At 64.9% G+C, this 15379-nt stretch carries 20 protein-coding genes; 8 read left to right on the top strand and 12 right to left on the bottom strand.

The annotated features are described in order from the left end of the window. Positions 1-15 precede the first annotated feature (15 nt). A complete protein-coding gene (locus GL284_RS08925) occupies positions 16-516 on the bottom strand; it encodes a type III secretion system chaperone family protein (RefSeq protein ID WP_155044258.1) in 501 nt (166 codons plus the stop codon). A 206-nt stretch (positions 517-722) separates the two neighbouring features. Here GL284_RS08925 and cobD point away from each other — a divergent pair, with 206 nt between their 5' ends. Then, complete coding sequence (gene cobD, locus GL284_RS08920) at positions 723-1685, top strand: threonine-phosphate decarboxylase CobD (protein ID WP_155044400.1); 963 nt, start codon at positions 723-725, stop codon at positions 1683-1685. Here the strand turns inward: cobD and GL284_RS08915 are convergent. The 3 genes from GL284_RS08915 to GL284_RS08905 all read right to left on the bottom strand — a co-directional run bounded on the left by GL284_RS08915 (position 1669) and on the right by GL284_RS08905 (position 3473). Continuing rightward, positions 1669-2712: a 5-(carboxyamino)imidazole ribonucleotide synthase gene (locus GL284_RS08915; protein WP_155044257.1), complete on the bottom strand. Its 1044-nt coding sequence runs from the start codon at positions 2710-2712 to the stop codon at positions 1669-1671. The two genes, cobD and GL284_RS08915, sit on opposite strands and share 17 nt — an antisense overlap. Then, positions 2705-3190, bottom strand: coding sequence for a 5-(carboxyamino)imidazole ribonucleotide mutase (purE, locus tag GL284_RS08910; RefSeq protein ID WP_155044256.1), 486 nt, complete (start codon positions 3188-3190; stop codon positions 2705-2707). Before purE ends, GL284_RS08915 begins: the two co-directional genes overlap by 8 nt. Positions 3191-3254: 64 nt before the next feature. After that, on the bottom strand, positions 3255-3473 hold the full coding sequence (locus GL284_RS08905) for a YdcH family protein (RefSeq protein ID WP_155044255.1): 219 nt from the start codon (positions 3471-3473) through the stop codon (positions 3255-3257). Positions 3474-3662: 189 nt separating this feature from the next. Between GL284_RS08905 and GL284_RS08900 the strand changes: the two genes are divergently transcribed. The 3 genes from GL284_RS08900 to GL284_RS08890 all read left to right on the top strand — a co-directional run bounded on the left by GL284_RS08900 (position 3663) and on the right by GL284_RS08890 (position 5339). Continuing rightward, positions 3663-4073 carry an Hsp20 family protein gene (locus GL284_RS08900; protein ID WP_155044254.1) on the top strand — a complete coding sequence of 137 codons (411 nt, stop codon included), beginning with the start codon at positions 3663-3665 and terminating at the stop codon, positions 4071-4073. 13 nt (positions 4074-4086) lie between these two features. Further along, the gene (locus GL284_RS08895) at positions 4087-4314 is read left to right on the top strand and encodes a DUF1150 family protein (protein WP_155044253.1); all 228 of its coding nucleotides are present in this window, start codon (positions 4087-4089) and stop codon (positions 4312-4314) included. A 293-nt stretch (positions 4315-4607) separates the two neighbouring features. Next, positions 4608-5339, top strand: coding sequence for a Crp/Fnr family transcriptional regulator (locus tag GL284_RS08890; protein WP_155044252.1), 732 nt, complete (start codon positions 4608-4610; stop codon positions 5337-5339). On the opposite strand, the gene GL284_RS08885 is transcribed toward GL284_RS08890, so the two are convergent. The 4 genes from GL284_RS08885 to trxB all read right to left on the bottom strand — a co-directional run bounded on the left by GL284_RS08885 (position 5336) and on the right by trxB (position 9925). After that, positions 5336-6313: a glycosyltransferase family 8 protein gene (locus tag GL284_RS08885; RefSeq protein ID WP_155044251.1), complete on the bottom strand. Its 978-nt coding sequence runs from the start codon at positions 6311-6313 to the stop codon at positions 5336-5338. The genes GL284_RS08890 and GL284_RS08885 overlap by 4 nt on opposite strands. After that, on the bottom strand, positions 6298-7080 hold the full coding sequence (locus tag GL284_RS08880; RefSeq protein WP_155044399.1) for a hypothetical protein: 783 nt from the start codon (positions 7078-7080) through the stop codon (positions 6298-6300). Before GL284_RS08880 ends, GL284_RS08885 begins: the two co-directional genes overlap by 16 nt. Positions 7081-7126: 46 nt before the next feature. Then, positions 7127-8836 (bottom strand): bifunctional sulfate adenylyltransferase/adenylylsulfate kinase, encoded by a 1710-nt coding sequence (locus GL284_RS08875; RefSeq protein WP_155044250.1) that lies wholly within the window; start codon positions 8834-8836, stop codon positions 7127-7129. 75 nt (positions 8837-8911) lie between these two features. Further along, complete coding sequence (gene trxB / locus GL284_RS08870; RefSeq protein ID WP_155044249.1) at positions 8912-9925, bottom strand: thioredoxin-disulfide reductase; 1014 nt, start codon at positions 9923-9925, stop codon at positions 8912-8914. Positions 9926-10087: 162 nt separating this feature from the next. On the opposite strand from trxB, the gene GL284_RS08865 reads away from it, so the two are divergent. Together GL284_RS08865 and GL284_RS08860 are read left to right on the top strand one after the other, a co-directional pair. Continuing rightward, positions 10088-10588 (top strand): Lrp/AsnC family transcriptional regulator, encoded by a 501-nt coding sequence (locus GL284_RS08865; protein WP_155044398.1) that lies wholly within the window; start codon positions 10088-10090, stop codon positions 10586-10588. 51 nt (positions 10589-10639) lie between these two features. Then, positions 10640-10951: a hypothetical protein gene (locus tag GL284_RS08860; RefSeq protein ID WP_155044248.1), complete on the top strand. Its 312-nt coding sequence runs from the start codon at positions 10640-10642 to the stop codon at positions 10949-10951. A gap of 18 nt (positions 10952-10969) precedes the next feature. Here GL284_RS08860 and pgeF read toward each other — a convergent pair whose 3' ends face one another. The 3 genes from pgeF to lgt are packed head-to-tail and all read right to left on the bottom strand — an operon-like array spanning position 10970 to position 13654. Beyond that, on the bottom strand, positions 10970-11734 hold the full coding sequence (pgeF, locus tag GL284_RS08855; RefSeq protein WP_155044247.1) for a peptidoglycan editing factor PgeF: 765 nt from the start codon (positions 11732-11734) through the stop codon (positions 10970-10972). Beyond that, complete coding sequence (locus GL284_RS08850; RefSeq protein WP_155044246.1) at positions 11718-12773, bottom strand: class I SAM-dependent methyltransferase; 1056 nt, start codon at positions 12771-12773, stop codon at positions 11718-11720. The genes pgeF and GL284_RS08850 overlap by 17 nt, the downstream gene beginning before the upstream one ends. Next, entirely contained in the window at positions 12770-13654 is an 885-nt protein-coding gene (lgt, locus tag GL284_RS08845; protein WP_155044245.1) for a prolipoprotein diacylglyceryl transferase, read from the bottom strand. The genes GL284_RS08850 and lgt overlap by 4 nt, the downstream gene beginning before the upstream one ends. 126 nt (positions 13655-13780) lie before the next feature. On the opposite strand from lgt, the gene GL284_RS08840 reads away from it, so the two are divergent. Beyond that, positions 13781-14023 carry an accessory factor UbiK family protein gene (locus GL284_RS08840; RefSeq protein ID WP_155044244.1) on the top strand — a complete coding sequence of 81 codons (243 nt, stop codon included), beginning with the start codon at positions 13781-13783 and terminating at the stop codon, positions 14021-14023. On the opposite strand, the gene GL284_RS08835 is transcribed toward GL284_RS08840, so the two are convergent. After that, positions 14013-14318: a DUF6476 family protein gene (locus tag GL284_RS08835; RefSeq protein ID WP_230383006.1), complete on the bottom strand. Its 306-nt coding sequence runs from the start codon at positions 14316-14318 to the stop codon at positions 14013-14015. The genes GL284_RS08840 and GL284_RS08835 overlap by 11 nt on opposite strands. Between GL284_RS08835 and GL284_RS08830 the strand changes: the two genes are divergently transcribed. After that, the gene (locus GL284_RS08830; protein WP_155044243.1) at positions 14317-15372 is read left to right on the top strand and encodes an RluA family pseudouridine synthase; all 1056 of its coding nucleotides are present in this window, start codon (positions 14317-14319) and stop codon (positions 15370-15372) included. The genes GL284_RS08835 and GL284_RS08830 overlap by 2 nt on opposite strands. The last annotated feature ends 7 nt before the right edge of the window (positions 15373-15379 follow it).

Below are 15379 nucleotides of genomic sequence, written 5' to 3'. Positions count from 1 at the left end.
GCAGGGGGCGACCCATCAGGCGCGACCGTAAGCCTCGGACATGGCGATGTCCATTGCGGCCTCGGGCGAGGCATCGCCCCAGCAGGCCAGCTGGAAACAGGGATAGAACCGCTCGGCATTCTCAATGGCATTGCGGATCATCTGGTCGATCTGTTCGGGGCTGGCAATCGCTTCGCCCGACAGCACCAGCCCATAGCGCCAGACCATCAGCTTTTGCGGCGCCCAGAAGGTAAAGCCGCCGTCCCAGACCTGATCATTGGCCAGATTCAGCACTTCATACAGCGCAGGCAGCTTGTCCGAGGGCGGGTCCATGTCGAAGGTGCAGATCAGGCGCAGCACTTCCTCGCGCCCCGACCATGCAAGCGTGATCGAATAATTGCGCCACTGGCCTTCGACCGCCATGGCGATCTGATCCTCGGCGAGCCGGTCGAAGTCCCAAGCGTGATGGGTCGCGACCGTTTCGACGATGTCGATGGGATGGATCTCGTCACTGTGGATAAAATCAAGCTGCGCCATGTTTCCCTGCCTTTCCAGAGTAGGGTCAGCCCACAAATCTTGTGGGCCCCGACTACACCCGGCGTAGTTTCCGGAATGTGCCTACAACATATCGTGTTCTGCTTCTACGAGGGTGTAAAGAGAAAATTAAGTTACCTCAGACAGTTTTGCTGCACCTGCATTGTTGTAAACCAGCAAATGCAGAAGGTTTTCGGAAAGGTGCGATGATGCGCGATCATGGCGGCGATATCGACAGGGCGGCGGCGGGCCATGGCGCTGGCGATTGGGTCGATCTGTCGACGGGGATCAACCGCAGGCCGTATGACCCCGCCCCGATATCGCACCATGCCCTGACCGCCCTGCCGACCCGCGCGGATGAGGCGGCGTTGATCGCCGCCGCCGCCCGCCGCTATGGCGCGCCCGCCGCTCAGATCGTGGCGCTGGCGGGGGCCTCGGCGGCGATCCAGCTGATGCCGCATCTGATCGACGGCAAACGGGCGGCAGTGCTGTCGCCGACCTATAACGAACACGCGGCCAGCCTGCGCGCGGCGGGCTGGGACGTGGCGCAACCAAGCCAGCCCGCGCAACTGTCGGGCGCGGATCTGGCGGTGATCGTGAACCCCAACAATCCGGACGGGCGGTGTTTCACGCCCCGGCAGATCTCGCAGATTGCGGACCGCGTCGGGCATCTGATCGTGGATGAAAGCTTTGCCGATCCGCGCCCCGATCTGTCGGTGGCGGGCGAGCGCCCGGCCAATGTCACCGTGCTGCGCAGCTTCGGCAAGTTCTGGGGCCTGGCCGGGCTGCGGCTGGGCTTTGCCATTGCCGCGCCCGATCTGGCGGCGCGGCTGGCCGAACGTGCGGGCCCGTGGTCCGTCAGCGGCCCGGCAATCCAGATCGGCACGCAGGCGCTGGCCGATGACGCATGGTCCGACGCCAGCGTGACCTGGCTGGCCGAGGCCGCGCTGCATCTGGACCAGATCGTCACGCCGCATTGGCCCTTGGTCGGCGGCACGCATCTGTTCCGGCTGTATCACACGCCGGATGCGCAAACCGCGCAGGCAAAGCTTGCCCATGCCGGAATCTGGAGCCGGATCTTCCCATGGCATCCGCATTGGATCCGCCTTGGCATTCCGGGATCGCGGGACGAATTCGACCGCGTGAAATCGGCGCTTACAGCACGCGATTGACATGGCCCATCTTGCGACCGGGGCGCGCCGCGCCCTTGCCGTAAAGATGCACCTGCGTGCGCGGCTGCGTCAGAAGCTGCGGCACGCGGTCGATATCGTCGCCGATCAGGTTCTGCATCTCGACATCGGCGTAACGCTGTCCATCGCCCAGCGGCAGGCCCGCGACGGCGCGGATATGCTGCTCGAACTGATCGACGGCGCAGCCCGCCTGCGTCCAGTGCCCCGAATTGTGCACGCGCGGCGCGATCTCGTTCACGATCAGCCCGCCGGGCGTCACGAACAGTTCGACCCCCATGACGCCGACATAATCCAGCGCATTGACGATCTTGGCGGCAATCAGCACCGCATCCGTCAACAGCGCCTGCGACAGCCCGCAGGGCACGGTCGTCGTGCGCAGGATGCCGTCGCGATGCACGTTCAGGCCCGGATCGAAGGCCGCGACCTGACCATCGGCACCGCGCGCCACGATGACGCTGACCTCGGCCGAGAAATCCACGAAACCTTCAAGCACCGAGGGCGCGCCGGTCCAGTCGCCGCCCTGCGCATCGTTGAACCGGATCTGACCCTTGCCGTCATAGCCCATGCGGCGGGTCTTCAGGATGGCGGGCGTGCCCAGATCGGCCAAGGCTTGCGGCAGATCGGCCTGAGTTTCGACATTGCGATAGGGCGCACAGCGCAGGCCGATTTCCGTCAGGAAGTTCTTTTCCGTCAGCCGGTCCTGCGACACCGCCAGCGTGCGGCGATTGGGGCGGATGGGGCGGATCGATTCCAGCAGATCCAGCGCCGCCGTGGGCACGTTTTCAAATTCATAGGTGATGACATCGACGGCCTCGGCAAAGGCCCGCAGCGCCGCCTGATCCTCATAGGGGGCGGTGGTGACGGCATGGGCCACATCGCCCGCAGGCGCCGCGCCCGGCTCATAGACATGCGTGCGATAGCCAAGGCGGCTGGCCGCGACCGAAAGCATGCGCCCCAGTTGCCCGCCGCCCAGAATGCCGATGGTCGCGCCGGGGTGCAGTTCAGTCATCCTTCGGCTCCTGCGGGATGGAATCGGACAGCGCCTGACGCCATGCGTCCAGACGTTCGGCCAAGGCGGGATCGCTGACGGCAAGAATGCCCGCCGCCATCAGCCCGGCATTGGCCGCACCGGCCGCGCCGATCGCCATGGTCGCCACGGGATAGCCCTTGGGCATCTGCAGGATCGAATACAGCGAATCGACGCCCGACAGCGCCTTGGTCTGCACCGGAACCCCGATCACCGGCACCCGCGTCTTCGAGGCCATCATGCCCGGCAGATGCGCCGCGCCGCCCGCGCCCGCGATGATGACCTTCAACCCGCGCGACACGGCGGTCTTGCCATAATCCCACAGCCGGTCGGGCGTGCGATGGGCGCTGACGATCCTTGTCTCATAGGCGATGCCAAGCGCGTCAAGGATCAGCGCAGCCTCGCGCATGGTCGGCCAGTCGGACTGGCTGCCCATGATGATTCCGACGGGTGTTTCCATGGTCGAATCCCTTGTTTGGCCCTGCCCTAGCGTGCCGGACCCGGTGATGCAATCTGGGATACGGTCAGGCGATGATATCCGGGGTCAGATCGTCTTCCAGCCGGGCGATGCGGTCCTTCAGCAGCAGCTTCTGCTTTTTCAGGCGCAACAGGCTCAGCGAATGGGTCAGGCTTTGTTCCGACAGCGCGGCAATCGCCTCGTCCAGATCGCGATGCTCGCGCTTGAGCACGGCAAGCCGCGCGCGGGAGACATCTTCTGAACTCATCTCATACTGGGCATTCATGGTCGGGCCTCGGGCTGGATGGCTTCTTATAACGTGCCGATTACAATCTGTTAATGGGCTTGCATGCCCCGGCCCGCAGAAAGGCAGCCCGCCGCGCATCTTGTTTCGCGGGGCCGCCGCACACATATTGCTGGGGCGGGGTTGCCATACCGGGATCCTGCCGACAGTCGCTTTGAAAAGGGCTTGGGAATGACCAAGATAAGTCTGGCCACACATCCGTTCCTGCTGGGCTTTGACCAGCTTGAGCGTCTGGCCGAAAGGGCCGCCAAGGGGGCCGAGGGCTATCCGCCCTATAACATAGAACATCAGGGCCAGAACGGCTTTCGCATCACGCTGGCCGTGGCGGGCTTTTCCGACGACGATCTGTCCATCACGCTTGAGGATCGCCAGCTGGTGATCCGGGGCCGTCAGGCCGAAGCCGAAGCGGACCGCGTCTTCCTGCATCGCGGCATCGCCGCCCGCGCCTTCCAGCGCAGTTTCGTGCTGGCAGATGGGGTCGAGGTGGTGTCGGCGGGCCTTGAAAACGGGCTTCTGAACATCGACCTGCGCCGTTCCGTGCCCGACAGTATCGTCCAGACCATACCGATCAGCCGCAAATGAAAGGGGATCGCAGATGAATACGAAATTCGATTTCAGCCCGGAAGCATCGGGCAACACCGTCTACATCCGCCGCGTCGCGATGGAGAGCCTGCCTGACGAAGTGCGCGCGCAAGCCCCCGATGCCGATGCGCTTTACGCCGTCCACGGACCCGATGGCGAACGTCTGGCACTGGTCAAGGACCGCAGCATGGCCTTCATGCTGGCCCGTCAGAACGAATTGGAGCCGGTCAGCGTCCACTGACCGCCGCCCGGCGTCAGCGCCGGGCAACTTCCATACCAGAACATCCGAATTTTTATCGGTTTTTTAAGAATTTTGTGCCCGTTGTGTCGGGTTTCTGACACAAGCTTCGCGCCTCGGGGCTAAAGAGACCACGCCCGTCCGGAGATCCGCAGTCAACCGGTATCGTGTTAATCAGTATCGGACCTCTGGCGGCATGGGTTCACCCATAGGCATAATTTGTATGTCAATTCCTTTGCGATTTTCGCGTTAAAAGTGCTATTGCCCCCGGCATAGGCTTTCAGGGAATCGTTGCTATGTCGACTGGGATGGATCTGACCCCCGGCCCATCGGCCGGGCGGAACCTGCGACAAGCTGCTGCGCCGGTCACTGCCCGTGCCATTGGCGTCAAGACATTCCTGCCCGATCTGTTCCGCGGCCTCAGCGAAGAACAACGCCACGCCTTCTATGCGGAATGCACGCCCCGGCTGTGCCGCACCGCAACCGAAATCCTGCGGCAGGATGAAGAAGCCCCCTGCGGTTTCCTGATCATCTCGGGCCGGGTGCAGATCACCTATGTCGATTGCGATGGCAATGTGGTCATCGCCCATGTCGCCGGTCCCGGCGAGGTCGTGGGCGAGGTCGAGTTGCTGTCGGGCAAGACCTGCGCGGCAACCTGCATCACCATTCCCAACACCACGCTGCTGGTGTTTTCCGAGGCGCTGCTGAAGAAATACGTCCCCGCCGACATCCTGCTGCGCAATTTCGCGGGCATCCTGCACAGTCGGCTGATGCGCGACAACCGCCTGCAATCCATCGCGCAATTCTATCCGGCCGAGGCGCGGGTCTGCCTGCATCTGCTGAACCTGACCAATGACGACCAGCACGCCTATATCAGTCAGGCGCAACTGGCGATCCTGTCGGGCTGTTCGCGCCAGACCGTCAACCGCACGCTCAGCGATCTGCGCGCGCAGGGCATCATCGAACTGGGCCGTGGCGTGATCCGCGTTCTTGACGACACCCGGCTGGAGACGTGGCAACTGACCTAGCGCGGCGGATTGCTGGCCAGATAGGGCTGCACGATCTGGTCTCGGATGGCGCGGCGCACCTTGATGCGCAGCCAGTGCTTCTTGCGCCCCATCGCCAGTCCAAAGGCCGAGCGGCGGAAGATCTCGATCCGGTTCAGATATTGCGCCGCGGTCGGGGGCTTGCGGGCGGGCATCAGGTCGGCGATGCGGTCAGCGTGGAATTGCCAGACCTCGCCAAAGGCCACGCGCCAGCGCCATGGCTTCATATTGACCACGAAATGCAGCACGGCCACATCCTTTGGCAGATCTTCGGGCCGTTTATAGGCCGAGTCATTGGCATAGATGTTGAACGCGGCAGGCAGATGCAGGATGCGGCCGCGACAGGCGATGTTCACCGCCGACTGATCCTCGCTCAGCAGCGGGCGGGACGGGTCCGACAACAACTCCATGCAGCGCAGCGACAGGTTTTCCTGCCGCCAGACCGGCAGGTTCATCACCAGAAAACCCGCATTGACATATTCGCCCTGCGCGGTTCCGGTCGCGGCCAGCTCGCGCCGGTCGGGATTGGGACAGGCCACGGCGGCAACCGGCGCATCGCCCAGATCGATCTGCGCGGGCAGCGACAGATCCCCGGTCACCACCATGTCGCAATCCATATAGATCACCCGGTCCTCTTGCGGCATCAGGTCCGGGATCAGCAGGCGCAGATAGGTGCTGCGCGTCAGATGCGAACGCCGGACCGGCAGTTTCTGCAAGACCTGCTCGGAAACCTCGATCCGGTCGATGCGCACCGCCAGCCTTTCGGCCAAGGCGTCGATGCGCTGCCGGTTCTGGCCCGAGATCCCCATATCCAGCACGGTAAAGCGCGCCTGCGGATTGTGCCACGCCGCCGAGGCGATCAGCACCATCACCCCCGCCGCATAATTGTCGTCCGATCCCGTCACGATATGCATATCTGCGTTTTCCAGATTGGCCCGGACTATTGCGCCGTCCATGCCTGCCTCAGCCAGTTGATATTGCCGATACGCCTGTACCAGCGGTTGCCTTTCCCTGAAAACACATCCGCCATCTTCGGGTTGCCTGCAAACAGCACAATTCTTGCGCCCGGCGGCAGGCTGGGGTCACGCAGGTAGCTGCGCAGATTGCGCGGCACGCAGTCGTTCTTGAAGCTGACGCACAGCCCGCGCGGCCAATAGGACAGGCGCCCCTGCGCCAGCAGCACCGCGCTGAGATATTGCTGTTCGTGTTCGTAATCGCGCGCTGCGGCAGCACTGTCGGCCAGATATCCCGCCAGCACGTCGGCATGCGCGCCCACGGTATATCGAAACACCGAGGAATTGCCGACCGAATGCAGGAAGGCATCGCGCTGCGCGTTGATCCGGCGCAGCGGCTTGGGGCGAAACAGATCGTCGTCGCGGATGATCAAAAACTCGCCCGGCAGATCGAAAAACGGCGACATGTCATCGACCACGACCAGATCCAGATCCAGAAACAACGCGGTCATTCCGGCAAAACCGCCCAAATCGGGCTGAAACAGTGCCAGCTTGCGCCAGCGCGTGTCGGTATTGCCCTTGGGCAGGCCCAGTTCGGGCAAGGGCAGCACCTCGACGCCGGGATCGATGCCGCGGCCATCCTCGGTAAAGCAGATGAACCGAAAGGGGCGTGCCAGATGGCGGCGCACCTGACGGTAAAGCCGGTTCACGTCGCCTGCCCCGTAAAGCGTGCCCCATTTCATCGTCAGGATCAGGACCGGATCGGACATGTCGCGCCTTTGTTTATCCATGGCCTATGCCAAGCCGCGCAAGCGGTCAACCAAGCCCGATCAGGCCCATCTGCTCAAGCTTCAAAAGCACCTGCTGGGCGGCATGATCCACGTCATATCCTTCGGTCTGGATGCGCAGTTCGGGGTTTTCAGGCACCTCATATGGATCCGAGATGCCGGTGAATTCGCTGATCTTGCCGTCGCGGGCCAGCTTATACAGGCCCTTGCGGTCGCGACGCTCGCATTCCTCAAGACTGGTGGCGACGTGGATTTCCACGAACGCGCCGCCCGCCTCGACCATCTCGCGCACATCACGGCGGGTGGCGGCATAGGGCGCGATCGGCGCGCAGATGGCAATGCCGCCATTCTTGGTGATTTCCGAGGCGACATAACCGATGCGGCGGATATTGATGTCCCGGTCCTGCTTGCTGAAGCCCAACTCGCTGGACAGATGCTTGCGCACGACATCGCCGTCCAGCAACGACACCGGCCGCCCGCCCAGTTCCATCAGCTTGACCATCAGCGCATTGGCGATGGTGGATTTGCCCGAGCCGGAAAACCCGGTGAAAAACACCGTGAAGCCCTGCCGGTCGCGCGGCGGGCTGGTGCGGCGCAACTGGGCCACCACCTCGGGGAAGCTGAACCATTCGGGGATGTCCAGACCTTCGCGCAGCCGCCTGCGCAGTTCCGTCCCCGAGATGTCCAGAACCGTCGCGCCCGGCTCGACCTCATCCTTGGGTTCGTATTGCGCGCGGTCCTGCACATAGACCATCTGCTTGAAATCGACCATCTCGACGCCGATTTCGTCCTGATGCTGGCGAAACAGCTCTTGCGCGGCATAGGGGTCATAGAAATCCTGCCCGGTGTTGGTCTTGCCCGGCCCGGCATGGTCGCGCCCGATGATCATATGCGTCAGGCCGTGATTGCGGCGGATGATGCCGTGCCACACCGCCTCGCGCGGGCCGGCCATGCGCATGGCAAGGTTCATCAGGGACAGATGCGTCGTGGCCTGCGGGTATTTGTCCAGCACGGCCTCATAGCAGCGGACGCGAGTGAAATGATCGACATCGCCCGGCTTCGTCATGCCGACGACGGGGTGGATCAGCAGATTGGCCTGCGCCTCGCGCGCGGCACGGAAGGTCAGTTCCTGATGCGCGCGGTGCAGCGGATTGCGGGTCTGAAACGCCACGATGCGCCGCCAGCCCAGCTTGCGGAACTGCGCGCGCAACTGGTTCGGCGTGTCGCGCCGCGCCCGGAAATCGTAATGCGTCGGCGGCTGCAGACCCTTGACCCGCCCGCCCAGATAGACCGGACCGGCGATGTTTTTCAGGTAATGCACCGCCGGATGCGCCGGATCATCGGCGCCAAAGACCATCTGCGCCTCATGCGCCTTGTCGGGGGTCCATTTGTCGGTGACCGACAGGATCGCCAGCACCACGCCTTCGGCATCGCGCAGCGCCACATCGTCGCCGGGCTGGATCCGGTCGGCAAAACCCTGCGACACATCCAGCGTGATCGGCATCGGCCACAGCGCGCCCGAGGCCAGCCGCATATTCTGCACCACGCTGTCGTAATCGGCCTGCGTCAGAAACCCCTTCAGCGGCAGAAAGCCGCCATTCATCAGCAGTTCCAGATCGCAAAGCTGCCGCGCGGTCAGATCCCATGACGGCAGTTTGCCCGCCTCATGCTTCAGGGCATCGGCGGCGGCTTCGCTGACGTAAAGCTCGGGGATCGGCGCGTGGTTGGGCTGGGTCATCAGCAGATGCCTTCTGGGAAAAGCCAAGCCTAAGCCGCCCGGCTTTTCCCGCGCAAGTCCCACGGACCTTGCCGCTTACGCCTCGGCCGGGATTTCCGCGCCGTGGGTGTCGGGCTGGCCGGCCATGTCGTGTTCGGCCAGCCAGCGTTCCGCATCCAGCGCCGCCATGCAGCCCATGCCCGCGCTGGTCACGGCCTGACGATAGATGTGGTCGGTCAGATCGCCCGCCGCGAACACGCCGGGGATCGAGGTGCGGGTGCTGCCCGGCTCGACCTTGACATAGCCGCCGTCATGCAGCTCCAGCTGATCCTTGACCAGTTCCGAGGCCGGCGAATGGCCGATGGCGATAAAGACGCCATCCGCCGCGATGCTGCGTTCCGCGCCCGTAGAGGTGTGGCGCAGACGGATGCCGGTCACGCCCGGCGGCTGGCTTTCGCCCTGAACCTCGGCCAGTTCATGATCCCAGATCACCTCGATCTTGGGATGCTTGAACAGGCGGTCCTGCAGGATCTTTTCCGCCCGCAGGCTGTCGCGGCGATGCACCAGCGTCACCTTGCTGGCGAAATTGGTCAGAAACAGCGCCTCCTCGACGGCGGTATTGCCGCCGCCGATCACCGCCACCTGACGGTTGCGATAGAAGAAGCCGTCGCAGGTCGCGCAGGCCGACACGCCGAAGCCCTTGAACTTTTCCTCCGATGCCAGCCCCAGCCAGCGCGCCTGTGCGCCGGTCGCAAGGATCACCGCATCCGCCGTGATGGTCGCGCCCGAATCAAGCTGCGCGGTAAAGGGGCGTCTGGACAGATCCAGCGCCGTCACCGTGTCGATGAAGATGCGGGCCCCCATGGCGCGGGCATGGGCCTCCATCTTGACCATCAGGTCGGGGCCCTGGATCTCGGTTTCGCCGGGCCAGTTCTCGACCTCGGTGGTGATGGTCAGCTGGCCGCCCGGCTGCGTCCCCTGGATCAGCACCGGCGACAGCATGGCGCGGCTGGCATAGACCGCCGCCGTATAGCCCGCCGGACCCGAGCCGATGATCAGCACCCGCGTATGGCCGGGAAGGGTGGAATCGTCGATGGAAGCATGGGACATGGGTCTGGACCTTTCACGTTTCGACCGCTAGGTAATCACCCCTGCCCCGTCTTGCAATCCATCAGCGACCGCCCGCAAAGGTGGAAACAATATTGCGCAAAGCCGCCCGACAAGGTAGCTTCCGGCATGTTTTTGGCCGAAAGACTGGCCTATGAGGAATATATGACCGGCGCGCGACTAGACGAAATCGACCGCAAGATCCTTGCCGAACTGCAAGCGGACGGTCGAATGACCAATGTCGAGCTGGCGCGCCGGGTGGGCATCTCTGCGCCCCCCTGCCTGCGCCGCGTCCGCGCGCTTGAGGAAACCGGCTTCATCCGCGGCTATCACGCCGATATCAACGCCCGCGAACTGGGCTTCGAGGTGCAGGTCTTTGCCATGGTGCGCCTTGTCAGCCAGTCCGAGCGCGACCTGTCCGCCTTCGAGGCGCTGGCCCGCAGCTGGCCGCTGGTGCGCGAATGCCACATGCTGAACGGCGAGATCGACTTCATTCTGAAATGCACCGCGCCCGACCTGCCCAGCTTTCAGCGCTTCCTGACCGAAAGCCTGACGGCGGCCCCGAACGTCGCCTCGGTCAAGACCAGCCTTGTGATCCGCTGCGCCAAGGACGAACCGGGCGTCCCCTTCGATGTGGTCGAGGATCGGGTCGCGGCGCTGGGCTGAACCCGCAGCCCGACCACGGCGTTGGCCATCGGAACCGCGACCGGAGGCCATATGATGACGATCCGCCCGATTGCCCTGCTGATCCTGCCGCTGCTGCTGGCGGCGTGCGAGACCGCGCCACCCGGCCCGCCCACGGTCGTCGGCGCGACGACAACGCTGTCGGTATCGCCGCAGCAGACCGGCCCCCGGCCGATGGACGAAGTGCCGCAGCAAAGCCTGATGCCCAATGGCGAACGGGTCTATGGCTTTGCCAGCGGCTGCCGCATCGTGATTGCGCCGCGCCGCGCCGTTGTCCAATCCGAAGCAGGTGCCTGTGAGCTGTATCACCGCGACATTGCCCTGCTTTACGCCTCGGGCGACTAGCGGGTCACAACCGGCGCATCACAGCGCGATCGCTGAAATCAGCCGTCCGTAATCGGCCTGTTTCTGATGCGTGGTGCGGCGATAGGAATAGAACCGCTCGGGATCGGAATAGGTGCAATGGCCGGTCCATTCCGCCTCGACCCCGGCATCGCGCAGCCGCATCAGCCCGAAGCCCGGCAGATCGAACATCGGCTTACCGTTGGGACCGCCGGAAAAGAAGCGCTGCAGATCTGGGTCTTCGGCCAGAAATTCGTCCATGAACTCCTCGCCGACCTCATAGGCGCGCTGGCTGATCGTCGGGCCGATCACCGCGCGGATATGGGTCGCGCCCAGATCGTTCATCGCACCCACCGCCGCCTCGATCACGCCCGACAGCGCGCCGCGCCAACCGGCATGGACCGCGCCGATGACGCCCGCCTGCGGATCGGCCAGCAGGATCGGCTGGCAATCGGCGGTCAGCACCGCCAGCGCGATGCCGGGACGGTCGGTGACCAGCCCGTCCGCCCGCAGATCCGCGACATCCGCCGCCTGATCGTCCTTGCGCAGCACAGCGATTTCAGCGGAATGCACCTGATGCACCGTCGCAAGCTGCGTCGGGCCGACGCCCATGGCCGTCGCGACGCGGCTGCGGTTGATGGCCACGATCTCGGCCTGATCGCTGGAGCCGAAGCCGCAATTCAGCCCGGAAAACAGCCCCGAGGACGCGCCGCCCCGCCGGGTGAAAAAGCCGTGCCGGATGGGTTGCAGCAGCGGATGGGTCACAATCTCAAGCGTCGTGTGCATTAGGCTCCCACACCTCGAAGCCGGGCGGGACCGGCGCATCGCGGCCCCAGATGGCGATGGTTTTGAATAGCTGGCCCATTTCAGCAGGCGCGGTCAAGCGGCGAAGCGCGGCCATCGCGCCACCGTCTCCGGCAGCGGCCAGACGTTGCGCACGGGCCTGAATGCCCAGACGCAGCAGCCAGTCGCCCTGCGTTTCCATGCGCGAGACCTGCGCGCCCGCCCGCCGCGCCGCCTGCGCCAAGGGCTGAAAATCGACATGCGCGGTCAGATCGGCCTCGCCCGGATGGGCAAAGGGGCTTTCGGGGCGGTGCTGGCGCAGCGCCTGAAACGTATCGCCGAAACCGGCCCAGTTGCCATAGTCGAGGACGATGGCGCAGCCGCCCCGCGCGGCAATCAGCCCGGCGATGCGCGCCATGATCGGCCCGGCCTGCGGGCAGGTCTCGCGGATTTCATCCATGGGCGCGTCCGGTCCCGATGTCACCGGCCCCAGCGCAAAGCCCAGCCCGTCGCCCTGCAAGGCCACCAGCCGGTGCGACCAGCCGCCTGCGACGCGCTGCACCTGCCGGATCGGCAAGGCGTCGAAGAATTCATTCGCCACCAGAAACAGCGGCTGATCGGGCAATTGCGATACATCGTCCAGATGCCGCACATCGCCCAGCCTGTCACGCTGCACGCCGCGCAGATGCGCCGAGACCTCGATCAGCGTGACCTGCGCCGCCTGCGCCATGCCCGGAACCACGCGGATCGTGCGCAGGATATCGGCCATCAGCGTGCCGCGCCCCGGCCCGATCTCGGCCAGCGTGAAGGGCGTGGGCTGGCCCTGATCCAGCCATGCCTGCGCCAAGGCCAGCCCCAGCATCTCTCCGAACATCTGGCTGATTTCGGGCGCGGTGGTGAAATCGCCGCGCATGCCGAACGGATCGCGGGTGGCGTAATAGCCATGGTCAGGATGCAGCAGGCAAAGCTGCATATAGTCGTCCAGCCCCATCGGCCCGGTCATGGCGATCCGCGCCGCGATAATGCGGCCCAAAGGCGTCATGCGGCAACCGCTGGCCGCGCGCGTGCCCGCAGAATGAAGGCCAGACCGATCAGCACCATGGGCAGCGACAGCAATTGCCCCATGCTGAGGCCCCAGACCGCACTGCCCAGCACATGGCCCAGCGGATTGTCGGGCGTGATGAATTGCGCATCCGCCTGACGGAAGAATTCGACGATAAAGCGCGACACGCCATAGCCCGCGACGAACACGCCCAGACACAGGCCGGGACGGCGCAGCGCACCGCGGCGCACCATGACGAACAGGACCAAGGCCAGCACCAGCCCCTCCAGCACGGCTTCATAAAGCTGGCTGGGATGGCGCGCGCAAAGGCCCGCGACGATGCCGGGGCAGGTCTGCGCGGCCTCGCCGGGAAAGATCACGCCCCATGGCAGATCGGTCGGACGGCCCCACAGCTCGGCATTGATGAAATTGGCCAGCCGCCCCAGCCCCAGCCCGATCGGCGTCGCCACCCCCAGCGCGTCGGCCATGCGCAGCGCGGGAATGCCATGCGCGCGGCAATACAGCCAACTGACGATGACCACGCCCAGAAACCCGCCGTGAAACGACATGCCGCCGTTCCAGACCTGCAGGATCTGCGACGGGTTCGCCAGATAATAGGCCGGTTCATAGAACAGCACGAAGCCCAGCCGTCCGCCCAGAACGACGCCAAGGATGATCCATGTCAGCAATTCCTCGGGCTGTTCGGGGCGCATGGGCGCGCGGTCGCCCCACAGGGCGGGGCGGCGCATCAGCATGACCATGATCCGCCAGCCGATCAGCAGCCCGGCCAGATAGGCCAGCGCATACCAGCGCAGCGACAGCGACAGGCCGAACAGATGGACGGTAAAGATATCCGGCGAAATATCGGGGAACGGGATCATGGGTGTCCTTCTCTGGCGGGCGCGAGGCTGTCCCGCGCGTCAGGGGGTGTCAACATGCGAGCGCCCGATTGAACCGCGCCACGTCAGGGGCCATATAGAGGGCCACGCCAAATCGAAAGGCCCGCCATGACCGCAAATAACCGTTTCTTCGACGATCTCTCGAAATTGATGACGAATGCCGTGGGCGTGGCCCAAGGTGCCAAGGATGAGGCGCAGACCGCCTTCAACAGCTGGATCGACCGCTGGCTGGCCGAGCGTGATTTCGTCACCCGTGAAGAATTCGAGGCCGTGCGCGAAATGGCGATCAAGGCCCGCGCCGAAAGCGCCGAGTTGCGCGCCGAGATCGAGGCGCTGAAGACTAAGGCGTGACCGTCTGACGCAATCTGCCCTGCCGGTCAAAGACCAGCACCTCGCCGCCTTCGGTCACCACGACGATCCAGTCGCGGGCAAAGGTCAGGGCGGCGGGGGTGGCCCCTTCGGGCAGGACGAAGCCTTCGGGCAGTTGCGGCAGGGGCGCCTCGGACAGGCGCAGCCACAGCAGCGCCACGATGGCGATGATGCCCAGCCCCATCACCGCGGCAAGCGACGTGACCAGAAGACGCAACCAGCGCAGCATCGGCAGCGCTTCCACCGCGCCCGCTTCCGCCCTATCATCCCGTGACATGCCCGAAATCCTTATCCACGTCCCCGAAGGACATTCCGACCGGCTTGATAAGACGCTTGCCGCCCTCGCGCCAGAGGAAGCGGCGCTGTCGCGTTCACGCCTTGCCAAGCTGATCGCCGAGGGCGCGGTTCTTGGCCCGCGCGGCACCGTCACCGACGGCAAGTCCCGCGCCGAGCCGGGCGAATACGCCATCGACATCGGCGAGCCCGCGCCGCTGGACGCCCAGCCCGAGGCCATTGCGCTGAACGTGGTCTATGAAGATGACGACCTGATCGTGATCGACAAGCCTGCGGGCATGGTGGTGCATCCCGCGCCCGGCGCGCCTTCGGGCACGCTGGTCAATGCGCTGCTGCATCACTGCGCCGACAGCCTGTCGGGCATCGGCGGCGCGGCGCGTCCGGGGATCGTCCACCGGATCGACAAGGAAACCTCGGGGCTGCTGGTCGTGGCCAAGACCGACCGCGCGCATCAGGGGCTGGCGGCGCAATTCGCCGATCACAGCGCGCATCGTCGCTATCTGGCAATTGCGCATGGCATGATCGACCCCGCCGATGCGCGGCTGCGCGGCCTGCCCGGTCTGGCCTTCGAGCCGGGCAGCGTCCTGCGCATCACCACCATGCTGGGCCGCCACCCCAGCGACCGTCAGCGGCAGGCCGTCAGCTTCGACCGCGGCCGGCACGCGGTGACGCGCGCGCGGCTGGTTCAGGCATTTGGCTCGCCCGCCTCGGCCATGCTGGTCGAATGTCGGCTGGAAACCGGGCGCACGCATCAAATCCGCGTGCATATGGCCCATGCCGGGCTGGGTCTGGTGGGCGACCCGGTTTATGGTGGGGCAAGGCGACCCTCGGCAAAGGCGCTGGGTGCAGAGGCGGCGGCGGCGATCATGGCCTTTCCGCGTCAGGCGCTGCATGCAGCCGAACTGGGCTTCGTACATCCGGTCAGCGGCCAGACGCTGACTTTCGCCAGCCCCCTGCCCGCGGATATGGCAGAGCTTCTGGCACGATTGCAGGGCGGGCCCGACGGGCCTTCCGACAGGGAACCGGGTGCGCAATGATGGCGTT

It is taken from the genome of Paracoccus shanxieyensis, from assembly GCF_009711265.1.
In the GTDB taxonomy this organism is placed as follows: Bacteria; Pseudomonadota; Alphaproteobacteria; order Rhodobacterales; family Rhodobacteraceae; genus Paracoccus; species Paracoccus shanxieyensis.
This window is presented reverse-complemented; position numbering and strand designations above follow the sequence as displayed.